At 66.5% G+C, this 26,366-nt stretch carries 23 protein-coding genes; 10 read left to right on the top strand and 13 right to left on the bottom strand.

What is annotated here, in order from left to right:
- Positions 1–112: 112 nt before the first annotated feature.
- Positions 113–1,885, top strand: coding sequence for a LysM peptidoglycan-binding domain-containing protein (locus tag F3H57_RS19825; RefSeq protein WP_188129771.1), 1,773 nt, complete (start codon positions 113–115; stop codon positions 1,883–1,885).
- A 75-nt stretch (positions 1,886–1,960) separates the two neighbouring features.
- On the opposite strand, the gene F3H57_RS19820 is transcribed toward F3H57_RS19825, so the two are convergent.
- Positions 1,961–2,851: a helix-turn-helix domain-containing protein gene (locus tag F3H57_RS19820; RefSeq protein WP_149758299.1), complete on the bottom strand. Its 891-nt coding sequence runs from the start codon at positions 2,849–2,851 to the stop codon at positions 1,961–1,963.
- 56 nt (positions 2,852–2,907) lie between these two features.
- Here F3H57_RS19820 and pobA point away from each other — a divergent pair, with 56 nt between their 5' ends.
- Complete coding sequence (pobA, locus tag F3H57_RS19815; RefSeq protein WP_149758297.1) at positions 2,908–4,077, top strand: 4-hydroxybenzoate 3-monooxygenase; 1,170 nt, start codon at positions 2,908–2,910, stop codon at positions 4,075–4,077.
- Here the strand turns inward: pobA and F3H57_RS19810 are convergent.
- Positions 4,071–4,616, bottom strand: coding sequence for a cytochrome b (locus F3H57_RS19810; protein WP_316633775.1), 546 nt, complete (start codon positions 4,614–4,616; stop codon positions 4,071–4,073). The two genes, pobA and F3H57_RS19810, sit on opposite strands and share 7 nt — an antisense overlap.
- Positions 4,617–4,764: 148 nt before the next feature.
- On the opposite strand from F3H57_RS19810, the gene F3H57_RS19805 reads away from it, so the two are divergent.
- From F3H57_RS19805 to F3H57_RS19780, 6 genes are all read left to right on the top strand, one after another.
- The gene (locus tag F3H57_RS19805) at positions 4,765–5,754 is read left to right on the top strand and encodes an ABC transporter substrate-binding protein (protein ID WP_188129770.1); all 990 of its coding nucleotides are present in this window, start codon (positions 4,765–4,767) and stop codon (positions 5,752–5,754) included.
- Positions 5,754–6,539 carry an ABC transporter ATP-binding protein gene (locus F3H57_RS19800; RefSeq protein WP_188129769.1) on the top strand — a complete coding sequence of 262 codons (786 nt, stop codon included), beginning with the start codon at positions 5,754–5,756 and terminating at the stop codon, positions 6,537–6,539. Before F3H57_RS19805 ends, F3H57_RS19800 begins: the two co-directional genes overlap by 1 nt.
- Entirely contained in the window at positions 6,536–8,122 is a 1,587-nt protein-coding gene (locus tag F3H57_RS19795) for an ABC transporter permease (protein WP_149758293.1), read from the top strand. Before F3H57_RS19800 ends, F3H57_RS19795 begins: the two co-directional genes overlap by 4 nt.
- On the top strand, positions 8,119–9,162 hold the full coding sequence (locus F3H57_RS19790) for a glycosyltransferase family 4 protein (RefSeq protein ID WP_149758291.1): 1,044 nt from the start codon (positions 8,119–8,121) through the stop codon (positions 9,160–9,162). Before F3H57_RS19795 ends, F3H57_RS19790 begins: the two co-directional genes overlap by 4 nt.
- 522 nt (positions 9,163–9,684) lie before the next feature.
- On the top strand, positions 9,685–11,217 hold the full coding sequence (locus F3H57_RS19785) for a GumC family protein (protein ID WP_149758289.1): 1,533 nt from the start codon (positions 9,685–9,687) through the stop codon (positions 11,215–11,217).
- A gap of 42 nt (positions 11,218–11,259) precedes the next feature.
- Positions 11,260–12,027 (top strand): CpsD/CapB family tyrosine-protein kinase, encoded by a 768-nt coding sequence (locus F3H57_RS19780; RefSeq protein ID WP_149758287.1) that lies wholly within the window; start codon positions 11,260–11,262, stop codon positions 12,025–12,027.
- A 153-nt stretch (positions 12,028–12,180) separates the two neighbouring features.
- Here F3H57_RS19780 and F3H57_RS19775 read toward each other — a convergent pair whose 3' ends face one another.
- From F3H57_RS19775 to F3H57_RS19725, 10 genes are all read right to left on the bottom strand, one after another.
- Positions 12,181–12,825, bottom strand: coding sequence for a VPLPA-CTERM sorting domain-containing protein (locus F3H57_RS19775; RefSeq protein WP_149758286.1), 645 nt, complete (start codon positions 12,823–12,825; stop codon positions 12,181–12,183).
- A 142-nt stretch (positions 12,826–12,967) separates the two neighbouring features.
- Positions 12,968–13,192 (bottom strand): hypothetical protein, encoded by a 225-nt coding sequence (locus tag F3H57_RS19770; protein ID WP_149758284.1) that lies wholly within the window; start codon positions 13,190–13,192, stop codon positions 12,968–12,970.
- 126 nt (positions 13,193–13,318) lie between these two features.
- The gene (locus tag F3H57_RS19765) at positions 13,319–14,476 is read right to left on the bottom strand and encodes a class I SAM-dependent methyltransferase (RefSeq protein ID WP_223163166.1); all 1,158 of its coding nucleotides are present in this window, start codon (positions 14,474–14,476) and stop codon (positions 13,319–13,321) included.
- Positions 14,477–14,516: 40 nt separating this feature from the next.
- The gene (locus tag F3H57_RS22645; RefSeq protein ID WP_223163165.1) at positions 14,517–16,814 is read right to left on the bottom strand and encodes an NAD-dependent epimerase/dehydratase family protein; all 2,298 of its coding nucleotides are present in this window, start codon (positions 16,812–16,814) and stop codon (positions 14,517–14,519) included.
- Positions 16,815–16,818: 4 nt separating this feature from the next.
- Complete coding sequence (rfbF, locus tag F3H57_RS19750; protein ID WP_149758280.1) at positions 16,819–17,595, bottom strand: glucose-1-phosphate cytidylyltransferase; 777 nt, start codon at positions 17,593–17,595, stop codon at positions 16,819–16,821.
- 157 nt (positions 17,596–17,752) lie between these two features.
- Positions 17,753–18,622 carry a glycosyltransferase family 2 protein gene (locus tag F3H57_RS19745; RefSeq protein ID WP_149758277.1) on the bottom strand — a complete coding sequence of 290 codons (870 nt, stop codon included), beginning with the start codon at positions 18,620–18,622 and terminating at the stop codon, positions 17,753–17,755.
- Complete coding sequence (locus F3H57_RS19740) at positions 18,619–19,515, bottom strand: glycosyltransferase family 2 protein (RefSeq protein WP_188129768.1); 897 nt, start codon at positions 19,513–19,515, stop codon at positions 18,619–18,621. The genes F3H57_RS19745 and F3H57_RS19740 overlap by 4 nt, the downstream gene beginning before the upstream one ends.
- Positions 19,512–20,561, bottom strand: a complete 1,050-nt coding sequence (locus F3H57_RS19735) for a glycosyltransferase family 8 protein (RefSeq protein WP_188129767.1) — start codon at positions 20,559–20,561, stop codon at positions 19,512–19,514. The genes F3H57_RS19740 and F3H57_RS19735 overlap by 4 nt, the downstream gene beginning before the upstream one ends.
- Positions 20,551–22,011 carry an O-antigen ligase family protein gene (locus tag F3H57_RS19730; RefSeq protein ID WP_149758272.1) on the bottom strand — a complete coding sequence of 487 codons (1,461 nt, stop codon included), beginning with the start codon at positions 22,009–22,011 and terminating at the stop codon, positions 20,551–20,553. Before F3H57_RS19730 ends, F3H57_RS19735 begins: the two co-directional genes overlap by 11 nt.
- Complete coding sequence (locus F3H57_RS19725; protein ID WP_149758270.1) at positions 21,945–22,925, bottom strand: glycosyltransferase family 2 protein; 981 nt, start codon at positions 22,923–22,925, stop codon at positions 21,945–21,947. Before F3H57_RS19725 ends, F3H57_RS19730 begins: the two co-directional genes overlap by 67 nt.
- 186 nt (positions 22,926–23,111) lie before the next feature.
- Between F3H57_RS19725 and F3H57_RS19720 the strand changes: the two genes are divergently transcribed.
- Entirely contained in the window at positions 23,112–24,224 is a 1,113-nt protein-coding gene (locus tag F3H57_RS19720; protein WP_188129766.1) for a glycosyltransferase family 4 protein, read from the top strand.
- Positions 24,225–24,339: 115 nt separating this feature from the next.
- On the opposite strand, the gene F3H57_RS19715 is transcribed toward F3H57_RS19720, so the two are convergent.
- Complete coding sequence (locus F3H57_RS19715; RefSeq protein ID WP_188129765.1) at positions 24,340–25,512, bottom strand: right-handed parallel beta-helix repeat-containing protein; 1,173 nt, start codon at positions 25,510–25,512, stop codon at positions 24,340–24,342.
- Positions 25,513–25,809: 297 nt separating this feature from the next.
- On the opposite strand from F3H57_RS19715, the gene F3H57_RS22640 reads away from it, so the two are divergent.
- A partial coding sequence (locus tag F3H57_RS22640; protein ID WP_149758264.1) for a DUF1349 domain-containing protein occupies positions 25,810–26,366 on the top strand: 557 nt, incomplete at its 3' end.

Raw genomic sequence — 26,366 nt, 5'->3', positions numbered from 1 at the left:
TCAGGGGCATCCCGGCGCCATGGTTTTGACCGCTCATAGCGGGATTGATATACAGGCTCAACCGCGCCGGGCTGCCAAGGTCTCCGGTGCGACGCGAGGGGATGACACGGCGATGAGCAAGTTCGCATGGGCCGGGGGCACGGCTGGCATGGCGCTCGGCGGTGCGGTCGCGGGGATCGTCGTACTGGCGGGCTTCTACGCGACGCGCCTGCTGGAGCACCGGCCCGCTGCGCCGGCGCCGACTGTCGCCGAAATCGCGCCCGGGGCCCCGGCGGCGCCCGGCGGCCCGTTCCCCGGGTCCGGGGCCGTGATGGAGACGCAGGACCGGGCAAACGCCGATACGGCCCTCGGCGCCGCTGACGTTCAGGCCGCCACGACCGCCACGCCCCTGCCGTCGGACGCCGGGGCCGGAGAACCAGGTGTGGAGACGGCGACCGTTGCAGCGCCCCGGACCGGGGCCGGTCGGCCTGCGGAGCCAATCCCGGAAGAACGCCCCCCGGGCGCAGAGGCGGAGGTGAGCGGTCGGCGGACCGAAGAGGACAAGGCCGACTCCCCGGGAGAGGGCGTCGAGCAAGACCTGGACGGGCAGACGGCGCAGGCCGTCTCCACGGAGCAGAGCGGCGCGGGCGTCGGTGACCCACCGGTCGCTCCGGACACTGGGATCGCATCCTCCGTCGGATCGGACGTGCCCGGCAGCGAGGGGGCACGCGACACCGCGACAGGGCCTGCCTCCGGTATCTCTTCGGACGGGCCCGTCGTCGGCGGCGGGACGACCAACGCCGCGGCCCGCGCGGCGCATGCCTCGGGAAACGGCGATGTTCGCAAGGATCCGGTCGCGGAGGATGCCGCGGCGACTTCGAAACCTCCAAGCTTCGACATCGTCCGCGTAACGCCGGATGGCAGCGCGCTCGTGGCCGGGCGCGCGGAGCCCGGCGCTCAGGTCTCGCTGCAAATCGACGGCGTGTCCGCGGGCACGACCGATGCCGATGCCACAGGCAGTTTCGTCGCCTTCCTGTCTGTCCCGCGCGGCAGCGGACCCAGGGTCCTGTCGATGTCCTCGGCCATCGCGGGCGTGTCGATCGCCGCGGAGTCCGAAGTCATCCTCGCGCCGTCGCCGCGAAGCGGCGGTGCGGTGGTGTCGTTGGCGCCGGACACGGCCCGGGTGATCCGAGACGGACCGGCGGAGTCCGATGGCGGCGGAGCGGACGAGACGCCGACGCCGGACCTGCAGAAACCCGATGCGCTGACGGAGGCCGCGACGGCACCTGCACCCGCCGAAGGCGAAGCCCCCCCCGCACCGGCCGGTGAGGATGCCCACGAGGCGGAGCGCGTGGCCGTTCTGCTCTCGGGACCGGACGGGGTCGAGGTGCTGCAGCCCGCCGCGCCGCTCACCGCGCCGGTGCCCGAGGCCCAGGATTTCGTCTCGATCGACACGATCAGCTACGACGCGACCGGGCAGGTCGCTCTGGCTGGCCGCTCCGACACCAAGAGCGGCCCGGGCGCGGTGCGGATTTACCTCGACAACCGTCCGCTGACGAGCGCCGACATATCGCCCACGGGCCGCTGGCGCGCGGATCTTCCGGAGGTCGCGGCCGGGACCTACACACTGCGTGTCGATCGCCTGAACGAAACCGGCGCAGTGACCGCCCGGGCCGAGAGCCCGTTCCTGCGCGAGCGGCCCGAGGCGCTGGTCGCCGCGAGCCCCCGCAGCCGCGACGCGCGCGTCGAGGCGGTGACGGTGCAGCCGGGCAACACGCTCTGGGCTATCGCGCGGGAGCAATACGGCGAGGGCATCCTCTATGTGCGGGTGTTCGAGGCCAACGAGGACCAGATCCGCGATCCGGACCTGATCTATCCCGGGCAGATCTTTTCCATACCGGAGTGAGGGCTGGTCCGGGTCGGAGCGAGGGGCCGGCCCCTCGCGCTCCCCGGGATATTTATGGGCAGATGAAAGCCTGGGTCAGATCGTGTCGACCGAGGCGCGGTAGGCCGAGGGGGTCATGCCCGTGTGGCGCCGGAAGGCGCGGCTGAAATAGGCCGGGTCGTCGAAGCCGAGCCGGTAGCCGGCTTCGGCGACGCTCATCCGAGTGTAGGCGAGAAGGCGCTGCGCCTCGCGGAACACCTCCGCTTCGAGATGCTGGGACGCCGAGCAGCCGAGGCGCGCGCGGGTGATGCGGCTGAGCTGTTGCGGCGTGAGACCGAGCGCATCGGCGTAGTCGGCGATGCGCCAGCGCGACCGCAGGTGTCGCGCGATGAGCCTGTCGAACGCCTCCAGATTCTGTGCGGCGCGGCTCCGGTCGGGCGCCGGTGCGCCAGGCGCGGCGCGGGCCAGCGTGGCGGCGAGAGCCAGAGCATGGCCGCGCAGCGCCGCATCGCGGTAGGGTGCGCGGCCGGCATGTTCGCGGGCGATGGCCGCGACGCTCGCGGCGGCCTCCGCCTCCGGGACATTGTGGAACCAGGCCCGAAGGCGCGGCGCCGTGGCACTGTCCGGGCCGAAGACCTCCGGAAAGGCGCGGACGGGCAGGGTGATCACCCGGCCCTCGGTGCCGCGCGCGAAGGCGAAACCGTGCACCACGCCCGGCGGAATGTAGACGAGGGCGGGCAGGGGCGGCGCGCGCTCCGCCCCGTCCGCTCTGATCCGCACCCCGCCGGTTGACAGCAGCAGGACCTGCGCGAGCCCGGCATGGCGGTGCGGCGCGATCACCCAGTCGTGGCGCGCGGCTCGGTCGGCTATGGTCTCCGCGTGCAGAAGATCCGGGAAGGCGCCACGTTCGCCGTAGAGCGTCCAGGCGGGAATGGCGTGATCGGGCTGCATGTTCGAATAGTGCCAGAGGCCTCCACCTCGGTCCATGTTTCCGGCTCCCGGATGTTCTAATCTTCCGCTTTCGGAACGACGGGAGGAGAGTCATGCGCACCCAGGTGGCGATCATCGGCGGCGGACCCGCGGGTCTGCTGTTGTCGCAGCTTCTGAACCGCGAGGGGGTCGAGACAGTCGTGGTCGAGCGGCGCAGCCGCGCCCACGTGCTCTCGCGCATCCGGGCCGGGGTGCTGGAGCAGGGCTCCGTCGCGCTCCTGGAACGGGCGGGCGTCGGGCGGCGGCTGCGCACGGACGGGGCCCGCCATGACGGCTGTTACCTTTCGACGGCGGCGGGGATGTTCCACGTCTCGTTCCGCGACATGGTCAACGGTCAGGTCACGGTCTACGGCCAGACCGAGGTGACCAAGGACCTTTATGCCGCGCAGGACGCGCTCGGTGCGGTGCACGTGCACGAGGCCGAGGACGTGATTCCGCACGACATCACAGGGGAGCGTCCTTACGTCACGTGGCGCAAGAACGGGCGGGACCAACGGCTCGACTGCGACTGGATCGCCGGGTGCGATGGCTTTCACGGCATCTGCCGCCCGTCGATCCCCGAGGGCGTCCGGCGCGAATTCGAGCGGGTCTACCCGTTCGGCTGGCTGGGCGTTCTGTCGGAGACCGCGCCGGCGGCGGACGAGCTGATCTACGCCAACCACCCGCGCGGCTTCGCGCTCGCCTCCATGCGCAACCCGCACCTGTCGCGCTACTATATCCAGGTGCCGGCCGAGACCGATCCAAGAGACTGGTCCGACGCCGCGTTCTGGGACGAGTTGCGCTGCCGCCTGCCAGGGGACGTGGCCGAAGCCATGGAGACCGGGCCGTCGGTCGAGAAATCCGTGGCGCCGCTGCGCAGCTTCGTCTGCGAGCCAATGGCGCACGGGCGTATGTTCCTTGCCGGCGACGCGGCCCATATCGTGCCGCCGACGGGCGCGAAGGGTCTGAACCTCGCCCTCGGGGATGTGCATTACCTCTTCGAGGCGCTGCGGCGCTGGTACCGCGATGGCGAGGCGGAGGGGCTGGAGCGCTATTCGGAAACCGCGCTGGCGCGTGTCTGGGCGGCGATGCGGTTCTCGTGGTGGATGACCTCCATGCTGCACCGTTTTCCCGACCAGACTGACTTCGACCAGCGCATGCAGGAAAGCGAGCTGCGCCAGCTCATCACCATGCCGTCGGCGCGCGCGACCATGGCGCAGAACTACGTGGGCCTGCCTTACTGAGTGCCGTGCGGCGGCCACATCCGGCCGAAGACGCCGTCGCGGCGCAGAATCAGGTGATGCAGCGCCGCCGCGACGTGCAGACCGATCAGCAGCGTGATCGCCCAGGCGCCGTAGAAATGCAGCGCCTTGGCGGTCTCGGCCAGCGCCTCGTTCTTCGGCACCATCGCCGGCACGCCGAGCGCGTCGAGCCACTCGATCGGAAAGCCGCCGGCGCGTACCCGGACATAGCCGAGGACCGGCATGACGAGGACCAGCGCGTAAAGCGCCCAATGGCTGAGGCCCGAGACGGTGCGCTGCCAGTCCGGCACGCTGCCCGGCAGGGGCGGGGCGGGATGCGTCAGGCGGTAGGTCAGCCGGAGAACCACCAGCAGGAACACGATCACGCCGACATTCTTGTGAAAGATGAAGAGCGTGTTGCCCACCGGCCGCGGCAGCCCCTCCTGGATCATGACGAAACCGGCCGGGATCATCATCAGCACGAGCGCCGCGACGAGCCAGTGAAACAGCCGCGCCGGCCGGCGGTATCCGGTGATGGACATTCGCATCCTCCCTGTCGCCTGACCCTGCAGATAGCACGGATCGGCGCCGCGCGCAGAAAAGTGTGCCGCACCGGACCCTGCGACACAGTATTCCGGTTTCCAAGGGGCTGCCGCGGCCTAATCTCTCGGCGAAACAGGAGGTTCCCCGATGTCCCAGACGCGACTGACCCGTCGTTCCCTTCTTGCCGCCGGCAGCGCCGGTCTTGGTGCGCTGGCCCTCGGGCGGCCCGCCCACGCGCAGACCTCTGTCGCATTCCAGCTATCGTGGCTGCATTCGGTGCAATTCGCCGGCAGCTACATAGCACAGGAAAACGGTGCCTGGGCAGAAAGGGGCCTCGATGTGCAGCTCTTGCAGGGCGGGCCCAACGCGCCGGTGGAGCCGCCGGTGATTTCCGGCACCGCGCTCATGGGAATCTCGGGCGTCGACTACACAGCGCCGGCGGTGAACGAGGGCGCGCCGTTCAAGATCATCTTCGTGGCGATGCAGAAGAACCCCTTCGTCGTCGCCTCGCTGTCCGGCGCTCCGATCGAGCGGCCGCAGGACCTTGTCGGCAAGCGCATCGGCATGGCGCTGGCGAACATGCCGGTGCTGCAGGCGCTCTGCACGCTGAACGACGTGAACATCGACGAGATCGAGCTGGTGCCGACGCAATATACCGCGACGCCGCTCCTGTCCGGCGACGTGGATTGCCTGCTCTGCTGGGAAACCGACCTGCCGGTCGCCATGATCATCCAGGGTGCGGAGCCGGTAACGATGCTGCTCGCCGATTACGGCTACGAGCTTCATTCGCAATGCTACATCGCCACCGAGGAGAGCATCGCCAACCGCCGGGACGAGCTTCGCGCACTATTGGAGGGCGAAATCGCGGGCTGGACTGCCTACCGCGAGGACACCGATGCCGCCGCCGAACTGACGGTGAACAAGTTCCCCGACCTCGGACTCGACCTCGAGACGCAGAAGCTTCAGGCCGAACGCCAGGTGCCACTGATGTTCTCCGATGTCAGCGACGAGAACGGCTTCGGCTGGTGGACCGAGGAGAGCGTGGCGCGCAATATCGAGACCATGAAGCTGCTGGGCTTCGAGGTGACGCCGGATCTCTGGGACCGCTCCATCCTCGAAGAGATCCACGGCGCCTGATGACCGAACCCGCCGAGATCGTCTGTACGGGCCTCGCCAAGAGCTTCGGGGCGACCGAGGTGGTGCGGCCCACGGACCTCGCATTCGCGGCCGGACAGACGACAGCGCTTGTCGGGCCGTCCGGGTGCGGCAAGTCCACCCTTCTGCGCCTGGTGGCGGGGCTGGAGACACCCTCTGCAGGAGAGGTGTCTATCGCAGGGGCGCCGCCGGCCGAGACGTTGCGGCAGGGCGCGTTGTCGATGGCCTTCCAGGATCCGTCGCTGTTGCCCTGGCGGACGGTGCGGGGCAACGTGACGCTGGCGTTGAAGCTCGCCCGACAACCCGTCGATGCAGAAGCGATTTCCAGATTGATCGAATTGGTCGGACTGGGCGGGTTCGGCGACACGCGACCTGCTGCGCTCTCGGGCGGGATGCGCCAGCGCGCCGCTATTGCGCGGGCCATGGTGACGCGGCCGCGGGTGCTGCTTCTCGACGAGCCCTTCGGCGCCGTGGACGAACTCACGCGGCAACAGCTCGCCGAGGATCTGCCGCCGCTGTGGGAGGCGCGCGGTGCGACGACTCTTCTCGTGACCCATTCGGTGAGCGAGGCGGTAATGCTGTCGGACCGCGTGCTGGTGTTCTCGGGCCGTCCCGCGCGGGTCGTGGCCGATATCGCGGTGCCGCTCGACCGTCCGCGCCGCGCCAGCCTGTCGACCGATCCGGCCTTCCTTGCACGAACGTCCGAGGTGTCGGAGGCGCTGGCCGCCGGTATGGCCGAGACCCGCCCGCGGCTCGCCGCGCAATGAACGCGGTTGCCGCCGATCCGGCGCCGTCCCGGCGCGTCGGCGCGTTCGTCGAGCCGCTGCTCGGCCTCGCGGTGATCCTGCTGGGCTGGGAGCTTGCGGCGCGCGTTCTCGCCGGCACCTTCATCCTCGCCAGTCCGTTGGAGGTCGCGCGGTACCTCGCGCAAAACACCGGGCTGATGTCGCGGGCGTTGGCCGAGACGCTGGGCAACGCCGCGCTCGGCTTCCTTTGGGGCAACCTTGCCGCCGTCGCACTTGCCACGGTCGCCATCCTCTGGCCGGTGACGCAGCGCACGCTGTCAGGCCTCGCGCTGCTGGTTTTCTGCCTGCCTCTGGTGGCGACGGGTCCGATCCTGCGCGTGCTCTACGGCCCCGGCGACGGCCCGCAGGTCACCCTCGCGGCGATGGCGGTTTATTACACGACCTACGTGCCGCTGCTGGTGGGGCTGCGCGCGGCGCCGTCGAGCTGGTTCGAGCTGATCCGCAGTTACGGAAGGGGCAGGGGATCCGAGCTGGTTCACGTGAGGGCGATGGCGGCGTTGCCGTACCTCTTCGCCGGGCTTCAGATCGCCGCGCCGGCGGCCTTTCTCGGCGCCATGGTGGGAGAGTTCACCGGCGCCGAGCGCGGCATGGGCGTGCTGACGATCCGTGCGATGCGCGCGCTCGACGTGCCGGCGACCTGGGCGCTGGCCTGCACTGCGGCCGCCGTGTCGATCGCCGCCTACGCCGCGATCGGGGCACTGGCGCGGGCGCTCACCAAGGCGCCGCCGCCGGTCATCCTCGCGTCGCCGGATACATCGGGATTGCGGCGTAACAAGCCGATTCTGAACGCATTCATCACCCTCGTTCTTGCCCTTGCCCTGTGGTGGGGCGCGATGGCGGCCTTCGACCTCACGCCGTTCTTCGCCAAGCGGCCTGGGGACGTGCTCGAGGCGCTGCTGCTGGCTCCGGACGCGGCTCAGACACGGACGACATTGCTGGCGGCACTCGGCGAGACCGCAAAGTTGGTCGTGCCGGGCTACCTTGCCGGGCTCGCACTCGGCGCCGGGCTCGCGACGCTGCTGACGCTGGTGCCGGCCGCGGCGGCGGTGGCCATGCCGCTCGCGGTCTCCTTGCGCTCAGTGCCCATCGTGACGACCGCGCCGCTGGCGGTGCTGCTGCTCGGCCGGGGGCCGGCGGGCACGATCACGCTTGTCGCCGTCATGGTCTTCTTCCCGACCTTCGTGGCCTGCCTGCACGGGCTGCGGCAGGCGCCTGGCCAGATCCTCGACGTGCTGCGCAGCTATGCGGCCGGGCCGGTCGCGCGGCTGGTTCACGTGCGCCTGCCGGCGATGCTGCCGGCCTTCTTCGCTGCCGCGCGCATGGGCGTCCCGGCGTCCGTGCTCGCGGTTACAGTGGTGGAATGGCTGGGTACGGGGCAGGGCGTGGGTGCACTCATGGCGCTCTCGGCGTCGCTGTCGGATTACGACATGCTTTGGTCCTCGATCGTGGTCGTGGCACTTGTGTCGGTGCTGGGCTATGCCGGGGTGGCCTGGGTCGAGGCCCGCATCCTCTCCCGCTACGCCGCCGAACAGGTCGCGCGATGAGAGCGCTCGCCTTTGCCATTCCAGGCGATATCAATACCTTGACCGGCGGCTTTCTCTACGAGAAGCGGCTTCTGGAAGGGTTGCGCGCGCTCGGTCACGACGTGCGGCACATCGAACTCGATCCGAGCTTTCCCGACCCGGACGTCGCAGCGACAACCGATGCCGTCGCGCAGCTAGCCGCTATCGAACCGGCCCGGCCGGTCATCCTCGACGGGTTGGTTTTCGGCAGTCTCGACACGGCGGGGCTGGCCCGAGTGCGGGCGCCGATCGTCGCCATGATCCATCATCCGCTGGCGCTGGAAAGCGGTCTCGACCCTCCGCGGGCGGAACATCTTTACCGCACCGAACGCAACAACTTGCGCCATGCCGTTCATGTCCTCGTGCCAAGCCCGCACACAAGAGCGATCCTGATCGACCGCTACGGCGTCGATAAGGGGCGCATCACCGTGGCGCGGCCTGGCACGCTGCCGCCGGCCGGACCGCCGAGACCGGTCGATCCGCCGCTGATCCTGTCCGTCGGCATCCAGCATCCGCGCAAGGGGCATGACGTTCTGATGCACGCGCTGGCGCGCACGACCGACCTGGCCTGGCAGGCAACCGTCGTCGGGAAGGTGCACGACGCCGCGCATGCCCTCGATCTCGAAAGACTTATGGGCGCTCTAGGTCTTCGTGATCGGGTCCGCTTCGCCGGCCGTGTGCCGCAGGAGGAAATCGGTCAGCTTTACCGAGAGGCGACGCTCTTTGCGCTTGCCACGCGATACGAAGGGTACGGCATCGTGTTCGACGAGGCGCTGGTTCACGGGTTGCCGATCGTGAGCTGTGCGACAGGCGCCGTTTCCGACACCGTGCCGCCGGGCGCGGGGCGGCTCGTACCGCCAGACGACGCGGCGGCATTCGCGGACGCGCTGCGCGACCTGCTGTCTGACGCCGATGCGAGACGGGTCGCTGCCCAGACGGCTCTGGAGGAAGGTCGCCGTCGGCCAAGCTGGCAGGACACCGCCAGAACGGCCAGCCGGACAGTGTCCGACCTGCCCGGCTGAGAGCCTGTCTCTCCTCCACGCCCGGCGTCGGTCGTCCGAAAATGCAGCATGGCGCCGGCCATGTTCTCGGGCAGCAAGACCGTCTTCGCGGCGGTCTTGACGATCTGCCGTCCGCGGGGTTAGCATAGACGGGATAATTTATCGACAAGACTGCTTTCCGGTCCGTCGCGCGAAACGATTTTGATTTGCCCCGGCATCCCTCGATGTCGCGGGTCCCGCCTATAGATCGACATATTTTCGATTGGAAGCGATATGAGCGAATTGACTTTTGTCGTGGAGCTTCGCCCTTGGGCTCAGCGTCTCGATGGCGCCGGCCGTTTCGGGCGTGCGACGCTAACGGTGGCGTCGACGATCTTGCCCCAGAAGTGGACGTACCGCGTCTGGCTCGAATGACCGAGCGGACATTGGGGCCGTGGCCTCTGACGCCACTTTCCTTCACGTCGCGCCGGCCGAAGCCAGATTTCACGCCGGACAAACACTTACCAATTCCGTTCATCCAAGGTCTTTTCGCGATGGTCTGCCATGCATTTTGAGCCCGGCTATTTCCTGCGGGTGTTCCTCATCCGGCTTCCGGTGTTCTTGGCCGTCGTGGTGACGGTCACCGCTCTGGGGCTGGCCGTCGCGTTGAACCTGCCAGCGAAGTACCAGGCGCAGGCCACATTGCTTGTCGAGACGTCGCAGATTCCGGTGGAACTGGCTGCGTCCACCGTGCGCACCGATCCGCATCAGCAGCTTCTGGTGATCCGCGAACGGCTTGTGCGCAGCGAGAACCTCCTGCAACTCGCCGAACGTCTCGAACTGTACGCCGAGGAACCGGATCTGCGGATCGAGGAAATCGCGTCGCGAACCTACCGGTCGATCTCGATCCAGGTGCGTGGCGGTCGGGGGGATCCTTCGGTTGTCGTGATCGGCGCCGAAGCCACCGACGGGGCAACAGCGGCCGCGATCGCCAACGACCTCTCCGACCAGTTTCTGAACGCGGACGCGGAGTTCCGCAACGACGTGGCCGGTGGCACGCTCACTTTCTTTCGCAACGAGGTCCAGCGTCTGGGCGAAGAGCTCGACCAGATGAATCGCCGCATCCTGGAGTTTCAGAACGCCAACCTCGGGGCCTTGCCGGAAACGCTCGATTTCCGGCTCAACCGGCAGACCCTGCTCAATGAGCGGATCACTCAGGCACGTCGTGAAGTCGGTCAGCTCGAGGATCAACGCGCGCGGCTGGTCAACGTTTTCGAACTGACGGGGCTGACGTCGTCGTCCGATCCACGGTCGCTCAGCCCTGAAGAGCAAGAGCTGCGTGAACTGCGAGGCGAGTTCCTGCGTCTTTCCGCGACGTTCAGCGATCGGCACCCCCGCTTGCGTGTACTCTCCGCCCGGATCGCCCAGCTCGAACAGCTCGTCGCGGGCGTCGACCCCGAAAGCGCCGAGCCGACGCGCAGCGGGGCCGGCGTCCTTGAGGCCCAGCTTGTCGAGATCGACAGCCAGATCGAGGAGCGTCGCAAGATGGTCACGACGCTTCAGGCAGAGTTCCAGGAACTGCAGGAAGCGATAGACCTGACGCCGGGGAACAGCATAGCGCTCGATTCCCTTCGCCGGGACCGGGACAATACGCAGCAGCAATACGACGATGCGGTGAGCCGCTACTCGGCCGCGGCCACGGGCGAACGCATCGAGGTCCTCTCCAAGGGTGCGCGCCTGTCGGTGGTTCAGCCGGCGGAGATCCCGACACGGCCGTCCAAGCCCAATCGCAAGATGATCGCCGCCGGCGCCGGCCTGTTCGGTGTCTTTCTCGGTCTTGGCGCTATCCTGCTTCTGGAATTCACCAGAAAGCGGATCCGCCGACCGGTAGAGATCAAGCGCGCGCTCGGCATCACCCCCTTGGCGACGTTCTCCTATTCGCGGTCTCCGCAAGAAGTGGCGTACAATCGTGCGTTCGTCGCGGGGCTGGCGATGCTCATCGCGGCCGCGATCGGCTGGCCGCTGCTGGTGGCCGACCTCGACCTGGCACGGCTGCAGGAGCTTGCGGCTGTCATTCGGGCGAAGGCGAGCTTGTAGGCGAAACGGTCGAGAGTGCATTACTTTCAGGGGTACGACGGCATGGAACGGTTGCAGCGTGCGATCACGAAATCGAGAATCCATCGAGACAAGGGCGGCGTGATCCACCCGGACAGGCGCGTGCGCGCCTCCGAGGAAGCTTGGGCGACGCTCGCACCGTTCGCACCCGATCCCCGGCACCTGGCGCGCATGCGGCTGGCGACGCGGCCTGGCAGTAGCGATCAGTCGGAAGTCGACATGCTCCGGACGCGCCTGCTTCGGTTGATGAGCGAAAAACAATGGCGCCGTGTGCTGATAACCTCGCCGCGGGCGGGCTGCGGTGCCACGACGGTCACCGCGAACCTGGCACTTGCGTTGCAGCGTCAGATCGACCTTCGTTGTCTTGTCATGGACCTTGACCTTCAGCGCGCGGAACTCGGCAGGGTGCTTGGGTTGAGGCCGACGCACGGGGTGGCGGATCTTCTGTGCGGGCGTGTGGACCACGCCACCCAGATCCGGCGCGCCGGCGGCAACCTGGCGGTATCAGCAAGCCGCGCGCCGGTCTCCGACCCCGGTTACGTGCTGCAATCGGAACAGGCGGCCCATCAGATCGATACAGTACAGCGCGCGCTCGAGCCCGATATCATACTCTTCGACTGCGCCCCGCATTTCCTGGGAGACGAGGTGATCGCGGCGTCCAGGTTCGCCGATTGCGCGGTCATCGTCGGCGCAGCCGGTGAGACCTCGGTGGCCGAGCTCGACCGGGTGGAAAGCGATCTTGCGCAGTATATTGCCGTTGCCGGGATCGTCCTGACGAAGTGTCGGTTCTGATCCAGGCGGATCGGGCCGGCCGCTTCGGACGTGCATGCGGCAATTCCCGAAGAGCACCCGGCAACGCCGCAACGAACTCCCCGCACAACGAAAAGGCCGGTCTCGCGACCGGCCTCATTCATGTCTGCGGTGCGGCCCGGCAGCGAGCCGACGTCAGCTCAGGGCCATGGACCGGCGGCGCTGCCGCGTTCCCAAGGCCCAGAGCCCGCCCAGAACTGCCATCAGTATAGGCAAGGCTGCAGGGAGCGGGACCGGCGAGGGCGACGAGTTGCCCACGAGGGTCTTTGCCATGAGGTGGACATCGGTCTTCAGCTTCGACCCGAGACCGATGCTCGCGCCATCCTCGAACCAGAGCGCGAGTTCCGAGCCTTGGTCGAATGCGACCGTCTTGGTCCAGTCGTCCCACCACAGCTTGTTACCGCTCAACAGGCCGCTGAAGGACCAGAAAATGCCCTTGCCGTCGGTCTGGGAGCTCACCTCGTCCGGGGACTTGAACAGCAGGTCCACGGTGATGTCATAGACCGACCAGACCGGAGCCTTGATCGACCATTGGATAAGGTTGTTGAGCGACCAGATCTCCCCCTCGTTCTTGAACGTGTGGGACTTGGTGCCGGACTTCGTGAACTTAGCCGTCACGCCGCAATTCGCGCTGCAAGTGGCGGTCGACACGTTGATCGACGATGCGTCGAAATCGATAGAGAATTCGGGGTAGGAGGTCGCGTTCGCAGCCTTGGGGGCAGAGAATGCAAGTGCTGTGCACAGAGCCAGGACGAGGCCTGGAAAGAAGCCTGCTCTCATGATTCAATCCATCAATAAAATTGTAGTTCCAAGATAGGTCGAGTCGCGTCAAAAGTACAGAACGACTTGCGATGCGCCGTGAATTTACCGCGTCGCCGGCCCCCGGCGGCCGAAGACCGGGCGAAGCCGCAAAAACATGCGTTCAATCTTTCTCGAACCGGCGTCCATCCGACGTCACGGATGCATCGGTTGTCCTTCTGCACAGGACCTCCCGCACCCGAAGTGCCACGGCGATGACCACGAAGACCGCAACCGCAACGCCAAGAGAGATGCCGACCTCGCTGGCCCACATGCCCCCAGGGCGCATGAACATTGCGATCAGCAGGACCCAGAACACGACCGACGATACGGAAATCGCGATCAGCATGACCGGGACGGCGACAAAGCCTCTGGATTGAGTTCGACCCGGCATAGGCGACATAGACCTGCGGTAGCGAAATGTCCGAAAAGCCGTAATTGGCTACGCTTAGCCTAACGGGCAAGCCGGTTTGCGTCAAACCACAATCCCCGTCTCGATACTCTCGGGCGTGTAAATGTCGGGCGTGATGCCCATACCGCCAAGTTGCTGTGCAATTTCCGATCTGTATACCGGATTCATGACAATCACCGCATCAGGGGGCGATTGGCGCAAGTCCTCTGGCGAAGACACCCGAAGGCCGGTCCCCGGAAGGTACCTTCCGAGCTTGTGCGGATTGATGTCGACAACCTGATCGACATGGACGTCGAGCCCGTCGGTGGTCAGGAACGACACACCCTTTGAACCACCGCCCCAGATCGCGACGCTTTGGCCGAGGGCGGATTTCTCCGTCACGAAGTCTCGCCAGTAACTCCGCATTCGGTCGACCTGGGCGGGGAAACGGGCTGCCAGTCCGCGCACACGATCGAGATCGTTCTCTTCAGGTAGCGGTCGGGTGTCGCGATGCTGCGCATGCTGGATGATGTACTGGCCGTCATATGCCAGATAAAGCCGCGAGATACCGAAGCCCATTCGGCGAAACAGTCGTGCGTGGCTGCCGAGTGTGAAATACGAGCAGTGCTCGTAATAGATATCCCAGAACGCACCTTCATCGAGCACGCGCGCCACGTCGGGCGTCTCGAAAAAGATGCCGGCGCGGGAATTTCCGCGCATCGCCCGGGCGATATCCACCATGAAATAGCCAACCTCGGGAATGTGCTCGAGCGTATGGCGGCAGACGACGTAATCCGGAACAAGTTCGATCTTGTCGGGATCGAAGTATTCCTTGCGGAACTCAATGTCTTGATCGCCCGCCGTCTTGATCCGCTCGGGAATAAACCCCGGGTCGATGCCGAGACCCCGACCGCCGGTTTTTTCCACCAGCGCCTGCAGGAAGTCGCCTTTGCCGCAACCGATCTCGAGGATCCTGGCGCCGGCGACATCATCATTCTCGACGATGTCGTCGATGAGCGACAGGGCAAAGCGGTTGAACGTGCCGGAGAAATGCTGACTTTCCTCGGTGGCGGAAGCGTAGTCCACCATCGACAGGTCGAATTCAGAGTTGAACACCAGCCCGCACTGGTCGCAGAACCGCAGTTCGAGCGGCCTTCGCGGAAAGTTGCGGGCTTCCTCCTCGCTGTCGAGCAGGATGCAGGACTGAACCGGAATCGAGTCGAGCCGGTAGATCGCGGTCAAGGACCGCGATCTGCAGGCGGGGCATTGGTCCCGTGCCATGTCAGGCTCCGACAATCTCGAGCGACGGAATGGGGACAACGAACTTGCCGCCTGATTGCAGGAAATCCTGCTGCTGGCGGATGATCTCGTCGCGGAAGTTCCACGGCAGGATCATGACGTATTCCGGCCTGTCGGACATCAGCTTTTCGGGGGCGTCAATGCGCACCTGCACGCCGGGCATGTACTTGCCGTGCTTGTGGATGTTCTTGTCCACGGCGTATTCGATTGATCCGGGATCGAGCGCCAGATAATTCAGCAGGATCGTGCCTTTGGCCGCCGCTCCGTAGGCCGCGATGCGTTTGCCTTCCGCCCGGATTTCCGAGACCAGCTTGCGCGCCGCGTCCCGGAAGGACCGGACGCGCGTGCCGAAATCGGCGTAGTAGTCGAAACGGTCGAGTCCGAGTTCCCGTTCCTCGGCGAGAAGCGCCTCGACGCGCTCGGTCGGTTCGGGGCGCTTGCCGAAGTACAGGCGCAGCGAGCCGCCGTGGATCGGCAGGCGGCGCGCGTCGTTGAGGTGCAGGCCGTGACGCTCGAACAGGGTCTTGGCCGAGCCGACCGAGAAATAGCACAAGTGCTCGTGATAGATCGTATCGAATTCGCCGAAGTCGATCAGATCGCGCACGTAGGGAAACTCGACGACCACCTGGCCGTCTTCGGCCAGCAGCGTTGCCATGCCTTTGACCAGATCGTTCTGGTCGGCGACATGCGCCACCACGTTGTTGCCGATGATGACGTCGGCCGGCCCGTGCGATTCCCGCAGAGCGGCGGCCACGCGCGTTCCGAAGAAGTCGATGACCGTCTCGATGCCCTTCTCCCGCGCCGCCGTGGCCGGTTGGCTCGCCGGATCGACGCCCAGAACCGACACGCCGTGCGCCTTGAAGTTCTGCAGCATGTAGCCGTCGTTGGAGGCGATCTCGACCACCAGTTCATCGGCGCCCAGATTGCGCGCCGCTATCAGTTCTTCCGCGTTCTTGCGCGAATGTGCGAGCAGGTCTTCGGAATAGGACGAAAAATACACGTAGTCGTCGCCGAACATCTCCTCGGCGGGCCGCGTTTCGAGCAACTGCACCAGCGTGCATTGCGGGCAGTAACCAAGCCGCAGGGGGACGAGGTTCTCGCCGTTCTGCAGCGCGCCGCTTTCCAGCAGCCCGTCGGAGCGCGGCATCATGCCGAGGTCGAGGATCGGCTCCAGCCCCTCGTGCGCGCAGGAGGTGCAGGTGCAGTCGGCGGCGTCGTTGCGGAACGAGTCCGCCAAGCCCGGAATACGGGCCTGGCGATGGCGCAGATCGGACCCGATGACCCCGTCCTCGATCAGCTTCTTGATGTGACCGATACGCTGGTAGCGCGGCCCCTCGAACGCCTCGAGCGTCAGATGCTGCGAGCGGTATGCGAAGAACAGGCTCTCGGCGCCGCTCCGTGCGTCCCATTGCGGCCGGAAATGTGGCATCACCCGACGGATCTTGTCGCAGTTCACGCGGTAGGACCGGGTGTCCGGGCCGGCGTCGTCGGCGTAGGTGATCGTGCAGTTCGGCACGACCTCGGCGACGATCTCGGCGAGATCGCGGATCTGGTAGTTGTGCTCGGTCACGCCGACGTTGAATGCCTCGTTGCGGATCGTCTCGGCCGGCGTGTCGAGCGTGGCGACGAAGGCGCGCGCGATGTCCTCCACATGGGTGATCGGCCGCCACGGCGTGCCATCGGACTTCATGTGGATGTTGCCGGTGGTAAGCGCCCAGGCGACCAGGTTGTTCAGCACCAGATCGAAGCGGATGCGCGGACTGACTCCATAGGCGGTGGCCGACCGCAGATACGTCGGGCAGAACGACTCGTCCGCCAACTCCGCCAGGCCGAGTTCCGAGCGGACCTTGCTCTCCCCGTAGGGCGTGACCGGATTGAAGGCGCCGGTCTCGTCGATGAAGTCCGGCCCGCTCGCGCCGTAGTTAGAACAGGAGGACGAGAACACGAACCGCGACACGCCCGCCGCCTTCGCGGCGCGGGCCACGCGCATGGTGCCCTCGAAGTTGATGTCGAACGTCGTCTCGGGGTGGAAATTTCCGAGCGGATCGTTGGACAGCGCGGCCAGGTGCATGACCGCGTCGACACCCTCGAAATCCGCCGGTTCGGCGTCTCGGATGTCCTTGAGCAGCGAGGGTACGGCTATCATGTCGCCGCCCGGTGCGAAAGTGCACCGCTCGTAGAGATCGCTGTCGAGGCCGATGACCTCGTGACCCGCGGCGCGCAGCATGGGGGTCAGCACAACACCGATATAGCCGCGGTGTCCGGTTACCAGAACTTTCATGATTTCAGTGCTCCCACAGGGCCCAGGGCCGGCCGCCGGTATCCCAGAGTTTCTGCAGGACGTGCTTGTCGCGCAGGGTGTCCATCGCGGACCAGAAACCGTCATGGCGGTAGGCCATGAGTTCGCCATCGCGGGCGAGGTTCTCCAGCGGAGCGTGTTCGAACATCACGTCGTCGCCCTCGATGTAGTCGAGCACTTCGGGCTCGAGCACGAAGAAGGCGCCGTTGATCCAGCCTTCCGCGGTCTGCGGCTTTTCCTCGAAGGCGGTGACCCTGTCGCCGTCGAACCGCATGTGGCCGTACCGCGCCGGCGGGCGCACCGCCGTGATCGTCGCCAACTTGCCGTGCGATTTGTGGAAGTCGATCAGGCGCGGGATGTCAACGTCCGAGACGCCGTCGCCCCAGGTGAGCATGAAGGTGCCGCCGTTGAGCTGCGGTTTGAGCCGTTTCACGCGGCCGCCTGTCATGGTTTCGTCGCCGGTCTCGATCAGGTCGATCTGCCAGGGCGCGTGGTTGCGCTCGTGCGGCTGCACGGGGATGTCCGATCCCATGCGCACGGTCAGATTACCCGACAGCGAGCCGTATTCGGCGAAGTAGCGCTTGATGTACTCGCTCTTGTACCCCAGAGCCACGGCGAAGTCGTTAAAGCCGTAGTGAGAGTAGAGCATCATGATGTGCCAGAGAATCGGCCGTCCGCCGATTTCGACCATCGGCTTGGGGCGAACACTCGTCTCTTCGGCGAGACGGGTTCCTTTTCCCCCAGCGAGAATCGCCACCTTCATTATAGAAATCCCCTTTTACTTCAAAACCGACCCGGAAAATTCGAACGGCCGACGTGAAAAAAGTCATTGTGACGGGTCTCAATAATGCCGCCCGTCGCCGTCATAAGGCCGTAGAAAGCGATGCTCCGTCAAGCGGTTTCATGGCGCCCGGGTCCCTTTATGTACCGTCGTTCAACTTGTCCGGGCCGAATGCCTGCGCAAGCATCCATGTCATGCGCAGAAGCCGGAGACGGACGAGGACCGCCAGGGCGCGGGTCTTTTCCGTGCCGCGAAGTCCGGGCGCCCGAAGGATCCTCGGCAGATGGGCCAGGACGCTCGGCGGCATGGCCAGGGCCCGCAGCGCCCAGATGAGGCGTGCGCGCGGCGAGGCACCGTTGACCCCGAAGCCCTCACGCGTCAGCCGGCGCCATTTCCGCCGAAGTTCTGTCCAGTCCGCGCGCGACGGATGCGCTACGCGCAGCGCGTGGGCGTAGGCGATCGAGAACCCGGCCGCCCGCGCGCGCAGGCACCAGTCGAGGTCCTCGGAGACGCCGTCGCGGAACGGGCCGACGGCCTCGAAGACCGCGCGGGACGTCAGCATGTTGGCGGTGACCGAGAACCCCTTGCGCGTGACGTACCGCTCGTTGTCGAACGCGAAGATCCGCTCGAAGAGCTGAGCGCCGGTATGGGGCGGCGGCGCTTCGTCGAAGACCACCACGGCGCCGCCGACGACATCGCCATTCCGGGCCGTGCGAAGCGCCGTTTCGAGCCAGTCGCGCTCCGGCACACAATCGGAATCGAGAAAAAACAGTAGCTCGCCGCTGCTTTCGTGCACGCCGCGGTTGCGCGCATGCGCGGCGCCGGACCGGTTCTCGCACACCAGCCTGACCGGCGCCGGGACCGACGGACACTCGGGGGAGCCGTTATCGACGACCAGCGCTTCGACATCGGGACGCAGTTGCGGCACCAGCGCCGCGAGGCAGCGTTGCAGCCGCGCGTTGTCGCGGAAATGGGGCACGATGATCGTGGCCTTCGGGCGTCGGGTCATGCCGGCCTCCTGCCGCTCAGCCAGGAAATCGGGATCCTGGCGATCTGCGCGGCACATCGCGGCGATGGCGCATCGCGCATGGATTGTACCAGAAGCCGCAGTGCCCGCCGGTAATCGCCGAGCGCCAGGTGCTGCGCGCCGGCGATGTATCTCTGGCGTGCGCGGGCCCGGTGGTGCCGGGCGTAATCTGACGCGTAGGTCTCGAGCAGCCATTCGCGGAAGAGCGCGTCCGCGGAAAGGTCCGAGGAGACGCTTCCCGGCGTGCGGTAGATCATCACCAGCGGCTCGGGAACGAAGGCAAAGGCGGTGTGCTTCGCGATCCGCAACGCCAGGTCCCAATCCTCGTTGATCCTCAGATTTTCGTCGAAACCGCCGCATTCGGAAAGCAGCGCGCGCTCCAGTAGCAGGGTCTGCGGTGTCGTCGCGTTGGACACCAGGAGATCCTCGAAGATCTGCCCGTTCGGCCGCCGGATGGTCCCGTGTCGCGGGATGTAATAGGACTGGGCGGTCGAAAAATAGACCGCGCCGCAATAGCATGCGCGAGCGGCCGGATTTTCGCGCAGTGCCTTCAGTTGCCGGGTCAGCTTTTCGGGGAACCACCTGTCGTCGCTGTCCTGAAAGGCGATATAGCGCCCCGAAGCCGCGTCGATGCCGACATTTCGCGCGCCGGCCGCGCCCAGATTGCGCGGCGTCTGCCTGACGGTGATCCGGGGGTCGCGCGCCGCGCAGGCTTCGGCGAGGGGGCGGCTGCCGTCCGACGAGCCGTCGTCGACGACTATGATCTCGATGTCGTGCGCGTGCTGAGCAGTGAGGCTGTCGAGCGCTCGGCCGAGCGTGCTCTCCCGGTTGTAGACCGGCAGGACGATGCTGACTTCGGGTGGCTGCCTGGTCATGCGTGCCCGCCCGCACCGAGGCGGCGCGCAAGCAATTTGCGCGCAACGCGAAGACCGCGCGGAATGCGCGCAAGGGATTGGTTGAGACGGTTGGGCGTCCAGTCCTGAAAGGCTGTCCCATGCAGGGCCGCGTGCCATTCGCTTGCAAAAGGATGGGTGCATCCCAGATGCCAGGGTTTCGGGCGGCTGGTGAAATGCACCAGCCAGGGGTCCGACAGAAGCGCGTTCATGCTGTCTGCGGGGAGGGGGCTCCTCCCGGTCTCGAAGAGGCCGTAGAGCGTCGCCACCATGTTCCAGCGCGGATCCAGCGTGCCGATGCGGCCGGCCAGCACGATATTGAGCGCATCCTGATCGGGAAAGGGCAGGTCTCTGATCCGTCCGGTCGCTTCGAGCATCCGTTCGGCGCAGCGGTGGTTGCGGTAGGCCGTGACGTCGATGACGAGCACGCCGGACTGGTAATAGTCTTGGTCCCCGGCGAAGCTCAGGCCGGCCGTGTTCGCCCGCGCCACGAGCGCCGAGAGATGTTCGCCGTAGCGCATCGTCGCGTTCCCGGGCGCTTCGCCGACACCGCACAGCGCCGCAGATCCCGACGCGGCCACGAGCGGGTCGATGGCCGCGAGCATCACGTTGCCGTCCATCGGCGTGTCGTAGAGGTCGCAGACGTCGCGGCGCAGGATCGTGTCGACATCAAGGTAGACGATGCGGGAGACGTGGGCCGGAAGCAGCGAGTCCATGACGAGCCGGCTGTAGGCAGCCGGCGGGTAGAACGTCTTCGCCCGCGTGTAGAGCTCCTGCAGATGCCGCCGCAAAGCACCGTCGAGCGACAGCCAGTGGAGGTTCACGTCCTTACGGCCGGCGGCGATCGCCTCGATCCGGACGCGGTTCCTGCGGGTCACGTCGATCCCGGCCATGTAGATCGTCAGGGCGCGTGTCGTCTGCTTGCGTTTGACGATCGACCCAATGAGCGCCGCCGCGGCGAGCGAGAACGGATTGTCGAACGAGATGAAAACCGCACATTCGTCGTCCGGTCCGAAATCACTGGTCATGGAGTGGCCTCCGATATCTGACAGGCGGAGATGTTCCGTCGAAGCGGGAATACATCGTGGCCGGGCGGGCAGCGGGGGACGGCCCGTCCCCCGTCGCGGATCGCTCATCGACCGTGGGCGGAACGTCAGCGATCCACAGCCCGCAGGCCAGCATGAATACGAAGATGCAGTAGCTGGCGTTCCAAAGATGCACGGTCAGCACCGCGACGCAGAAGGCCAGGATGGAGATGCACAGGGCCGTACGGCAGGCATTGCCGGCAGGCGACACGCCCTTGGCGCGGGCGAGCGTCCAGACGCTCGCGAGGACGGCCAGGACGAGGCTGAGGATCCCCGGAACGCCGGAGCGGAATGCGATCACGAGCCAGAAATTGTCGATGCTTGCCGTCGGCACGGGCGTGCTGGGACTCCACGCGTTCAGCCCGTATCCAAGCCATGGCTGGGCCATGATGTCGATGACGGCGGCATCGTTTACGGCCAGCCTGGTCCAGGCGGTCCCGGGGTTGAGCGCCAGAACCGGGATGAGCAGTTCGGGGACCGTGCGGCTCGACGCGATTTCGAGCGCGGCGTATAGAATTAAGGCGCCGGACAGCATGATGATCCAGCGCGCGCGGACCGCCCTAAGGAGGTAATCGTAGGACATCAGCGCGCCCTGCACGGCGAGACAGACCAGCGCTCCCGAGGAGAGCGACAGGAACGTGGCGACGCCGACCCCGGCTCCGCGCAGCAGTCTGGTCGCACCGCTCCTGGGACCTCCGAGCACGTAGATCGACAGCGCGAAAGCCAGCGAACAGAACATCCCGTAAAGGATCGGGTGGTCGAAGACGACTTGCGCGCGGTCGAGGCCGAAACGTTGTTCGTGCGGTACGTTCGGTAGCACCGTGGCGATCTTGTCGAGCATCTCGAGCACGATGGGAACGCCCGTGACCGCTTCGTAGAACGCGAACGGAATGCTCAGGATCACACACAGGAACAACACGCGCACCATGGACACGAACCCCGCCAGGTCGCGCACGTAGACCCGCGCAAGCAGCCAGGCTCCCGCGGTCTCGATGATGGAGATGCCCGCCGAGTCGATCCCGGCGCCGTTGGAGACCAGGGCCGCGGCCATCCACAGGCAGTGAAAGAGGATAAGTCCGTCGGCGGCGCGCCAGCGAATGTCCTTGTCGACGAGAAACCGGACCGCCGCCGGAAATATGAGCAACAGAAGCACGATCCGGTAGAAGGAGAGCCGAAGATCGCCGAGATAAACCTGGATTGGGATGCAGAGGGCCAGCACGAAGCATGCCACCAGGATTCGGGACTTGCCCGCCCCGTCGCGGACTTCGGTCCCGGAGGCTCGGTCGGCCCCCGTTGCGCCGATATCCATCGCGGCGGTGGTCACGATCAGACCGTGGAACGCGGCGGCGGCGCCATCGCCGGACGCGCGACCGGCGGCCAGCCGCTGCGCCATTCGGAGCGTCGCCGCCAGACCTCGTACCAGGTGGCGCGCGCCTCGCCGCGGCCGAGGAGAGTCGCATAGATGTGGCGGCTCAGTGGCCAGAGGGCGAAGAGAAAACGCCCCAGAGGCCGCGACGCCATCGGGAAATGTGCGTCGATGAGAGAGATCTTGGCGCGCATCAGGCGGATCAGCTTGTCCGCCCTGATCTTTTCGGACGCACCCTTGTAATGGACGATCTCGACCTCGGGGGAAATTCGCGGCCGGGCGCCGAGCGCCCGGGCCCGCAGGCACAGGTCGGCTTCCTCGCCGTACATCACGTAGGTCGGGTCGAAACCTCCGAGCTGCTGCCAGGTTGCGCGCTCTATCAGAAGCAGGCACCCGGTGACGATATCGACCTCCCGCTCGCTGTTTCTGGGCCAACCGCCATAGGCTTCCGGATTGAAGACAGCGCTGTTGCGAAAGATCGAGTTGAGGCCAGCCGCCTGCGACAACAGGCTCCACAAGGTCATTCTGCGCCAGCAATTCGTCGTGTTGAGAGAGCCGTCGCCATAGAGCGTCCGCCCGCCCCAGATCATCGCGTCCGGTCGCGCCGCGGCGAATGCGACCAGCCGGTCGACGGCGTGATCGAGCACCACCGTGTCGGGATTGAGAAGCAGGATGTACTCGCCCCGGCAGATATCTGCCGCGATATTGTTGGCCAGGGCGAACCCGTGATTGCGCCGTTCGGCCAGAAGCCGGATGCTGGGAAATTCCGCCGCGATCGCTTCGGCGGATCCGTCGCCGGACGCGTTGTCGACAACGACGATCTCGTGGGGCAGGTCGGTTTCCGCCACAATCGATCGCAGACATTCAAGGGTCATGTCCCGCGTGTTGTAGCTCACCACAACGATGGAGACCTTCGGCGCGCGCTCGAAGTCCAAGGTCATAAAAATCACTTTCCGCGACGATTAAGTTATGGGTCTTTGTAAAATCCACGATAGCATGCGTCGCAGTTCCTTTTTCGGCAAGAGATTCTTTCATGTATTCGACCATCCCTGCGTCGCGAGGGTCCGGGACCTGTTCCGCTGATCGTTTGTCCCGTCCGCCGCTCGGCATCATCTGACATGCGGTTGATGACTCTTCTGCCCATGGCCGCCGACGGCGTGGGTCCCAGCTACACCTGTCTCAGCCTGCTGTCCGGCATGGCGGCGTCCGGCCTTGGCGGCCCGTGCTACGTTTCGCGTGCGCGGGATCGGCCCGCCGGCGTGGCCGTTCTGCCGACCGTTCCACGCATTCTGAACTTACTGCCCTATCGGCACGTGCGCGGTCCCGCCGCCCGCGTGGCGGAGCGGCGGTATCTGTCGGACCTCAGGCGGGGGGACGTCGCGTATCTCTGGCCCGGCGCTTCGCTGGCCGCGTTCGAAGCCGCTCGCGCTCTGGAGCTTCCCGTGGTCGTCGACGGCATCAACACGCGCATGGCCGAAGCGCGCAAGATCCTCGACGCGGCCTACGCGGCCGAGGGGTTGGCGCCGGCGCACGGCATCACCGATGATCGAATCCGGGACGAGGACGAAAAGCTGGCGCTGACCACCCACTTCTTCGCGCCCAGCCCCGGTGTGGAGGCCGCGCTCGCGACCTCGCCTCTTGCCGCCGGGTCTGTCATCTCTTGCAGCTACGGTTTCGAACCGGACCGTGTTGGCGCGAAGTGCGGCGGCGCCGGTCGCCGGACGCGCCCCGTCTTCCTGTTCGTCGGTCGGAGCAGTATCCGCAAGGGCACTCACCAGTTGTTGCGGGCATGGGAGCGTGCCGGCATTGAGGGGGAGCTCTGGATCGCGGGCGGCATGGAGCCGGCGGTCCGGACCCTCTGCCAGCCGCTACTGGATCGGTCCGACGTCCGGTGCCTGGGCTTCGTGACCGATGTCGCCTCGCTGTATTCGCAGGCCGACGTGTTCGTGCTGCCCTCGTTCGAGGAGGGCGATCCGCTGGTGACACTGGAGGCCGCGTCCCGGGGGCTCCCCGTCATCGCCTCACCCATGGGCGCCGGCAGGATCGGCGCGGAAACCGGCTGCGTCGCAATGGTCGATCCGTGCGACCCGGACAGTATCGCAATGCAGCTCGAGCGCTTCGGACGCTGTCCCCAGTTGCGCGACGAATGGGGCGCCCGCGCGCGCAAGGCCGCGGCCGGTTACAACTGGCGGACGGTGGCCTCGGGACGCGCGAAGGCCCTGCTGTCGCGACTGGCCTGAGCTTCGGCAAGACAGGGAGCAGCTCTCGAACCGGATGTGCCGGCCCGGCGGACCCTCGCGGTGCGGCCCGAGCGCGCTTCCGTCGGACCCGCATTTTCGGCCCCGGCGCCAGGGCCTAGCGGGCTGTACCCTTCTGCAGCGCCCGCAAGCGAACCGACGCTCCGATGCCGTGGCCCAGATCGATCGGGCTGCCGGGTCGAGGCAGGAAATCCTGCCAGTTCGCTCCGTCCCCCGAACCCGCAAAAAGCCGGCTGGGATGAGTCGGATCGCCCGCCGTGTCAGAATAGATCAGGTTGCCGGCCAGACGTGCGCCGCCATCGGCCTCGATCCCGGCGGCCGCGTTCCGCTCCGCGGTCACGCCCCGGCTGTCGCCGATGAGACGTATCCATCCGCCGTCGCCGTTGGGCCAGGGCCGCAGCGTGTTGTTCGCGATGCGGATGTTCTGCCCGCCGGTCGCGTCCTTGAAGAAGATCGAGTTGGGAGAGCCCACGGCGATCAGGTTCTCCTCGACCACGATATCGCGGTAGCCCTCGGCGCCGGCATCGGACAAGAAGATGCCCTGGCCCCAAAGGTTGCCGCCGTCCCCGGTCCGCGGGTCGTCGTAGATGAGGTTGCCGCGGATGACGATGTCATGCGGTGTCCCGGTCTCGCGCCCGAAGAACTGGATCGCGTCCGCGTGGGTATAGCTGCCGTCGGCGAAGCGTCTCGGGATCATGTCCCAAAGGACATTGTCCGTGATCCGGCCGTTCGCGGACGGCCCCATGACCCTGAGCAGATCGTGATCCGTGCGGTGGATCAGGTTGCCGTCCAGTGTGAAATCGGTGGAGGACTCGATGAACAGCGTGCGCATGTCGTTGCCACGCACCACGATCTCTTGTGACCGGGCAAACTCGACCGGTCCGGTCAGCAGGCTGTTGCGCAGTTGGATACCGTGGGCCAGCTCGGCCCGGAAGCTCCCGTCGACGCGGAGCCCGTCCAGGACGACACGACCGCCGCCGATCAGGATGTCGGCGAACCTGGCGCCGTGGCGCTCGGCGCTTCGCAGCGTGACCGCTTGCGGGAAACCGGCGTCGAGGACGAGGCTGCCATACTCTCCCGGCGCGAGGTCGAACGTCTCCCCGCCCGATGCCAGCCCGAGCGCGCTCTTGAGCGCCGAAGGGCCGTCGACGGCCGTCTGTGCGGCGAGGCTCGAGGCGCAGGTGAGCGCAAACGCGCAGGCCGCCAAGACCCGCGCGAGGGCCACGATCGACCGGCCGGTCCGCATCGCGCCCGCGCCACGAATCGGCACATCGATCCTGTCAAAGGTAAGCGCCGGCCGGATTTCGCGGCAAGGGCGCCAGAGGGGCGGCATTCTTCACCTCAGCGTTGATCGAGAGCCGGTAATTCGGACGCTTCCGTGTCGGCTCGCACCATGGCGAGGAATTTCGCTGTGCGGCGGACCCGAAGTGCAGTAGGCTCTATCCACCGGCGCCGGTCAACGCTTTTGCGGCGTCGGGTCATTTTTTGGGCGTTCCCGAAGCGGGACGCGACATCTTGAGGACGCTCCTTGGCGGGCGAATTGCATTAACCTCTTCGAGGGCAAGTGATGTTTGCATCCGACGATTTCGTTGTGGGTCCCGGGCCGGCGTGGCAGGTGACGACGCCGCCGGGCACGGCGCAGGGGGAGGGGACGAACGCGGCGGACGCGTTCCTGACGCTGTCGACCTCTGGCGGCACGTTCGATCTGTGGCAGGGCACGAAGACGGTGCCGCGGGCGCTGCAGGCGATGCCGGACGCGGATTTCGCGCTGGAAGCGCGGTTCCTGTCGGCGCCGTCGCGGGCGTTCCAGATGCAGGGCTTTCTTGTGGAGGCGGGGGGGGACACCTGGCTGCGCTTCGACACCTTCCATGACGGCACGACGCTGCGCGCCTTCGGGGCGATCACGGTGGCGGGCCAGACCACGGCGGTGTTCAACACGCCGATCGCTGCGGGTGCGGCGCCGTATCTGCGGCTGGAGCGGAGCGGCGACACCTTCGTGCTGCGCCACTCGCAGGACGGCGAGAGCTGGACCGAGGCGGGGCGCGCGACGCGGGCGGTGACGGTGACCGAGGCGGGGGTGTTCGCCGGCAGTGTCGGCGCCGGCTCGGCCTTCACCGCGCAGGT

This window comes from Roseivivax sediminis (assembly GCF_900112685.1).
Lineage (GTDB): Bacteria > Pseudomonadota > Alphaproteobacteria > Rhodobacterales > Rhodobacteraceae > Roseivivax > Roseivivax sediminis.
The sequence above is the reverse complement of the archived record's forward strand: the minus strand, read 5'-3'. Positions and strand labels throughout refer to the sequence as shown.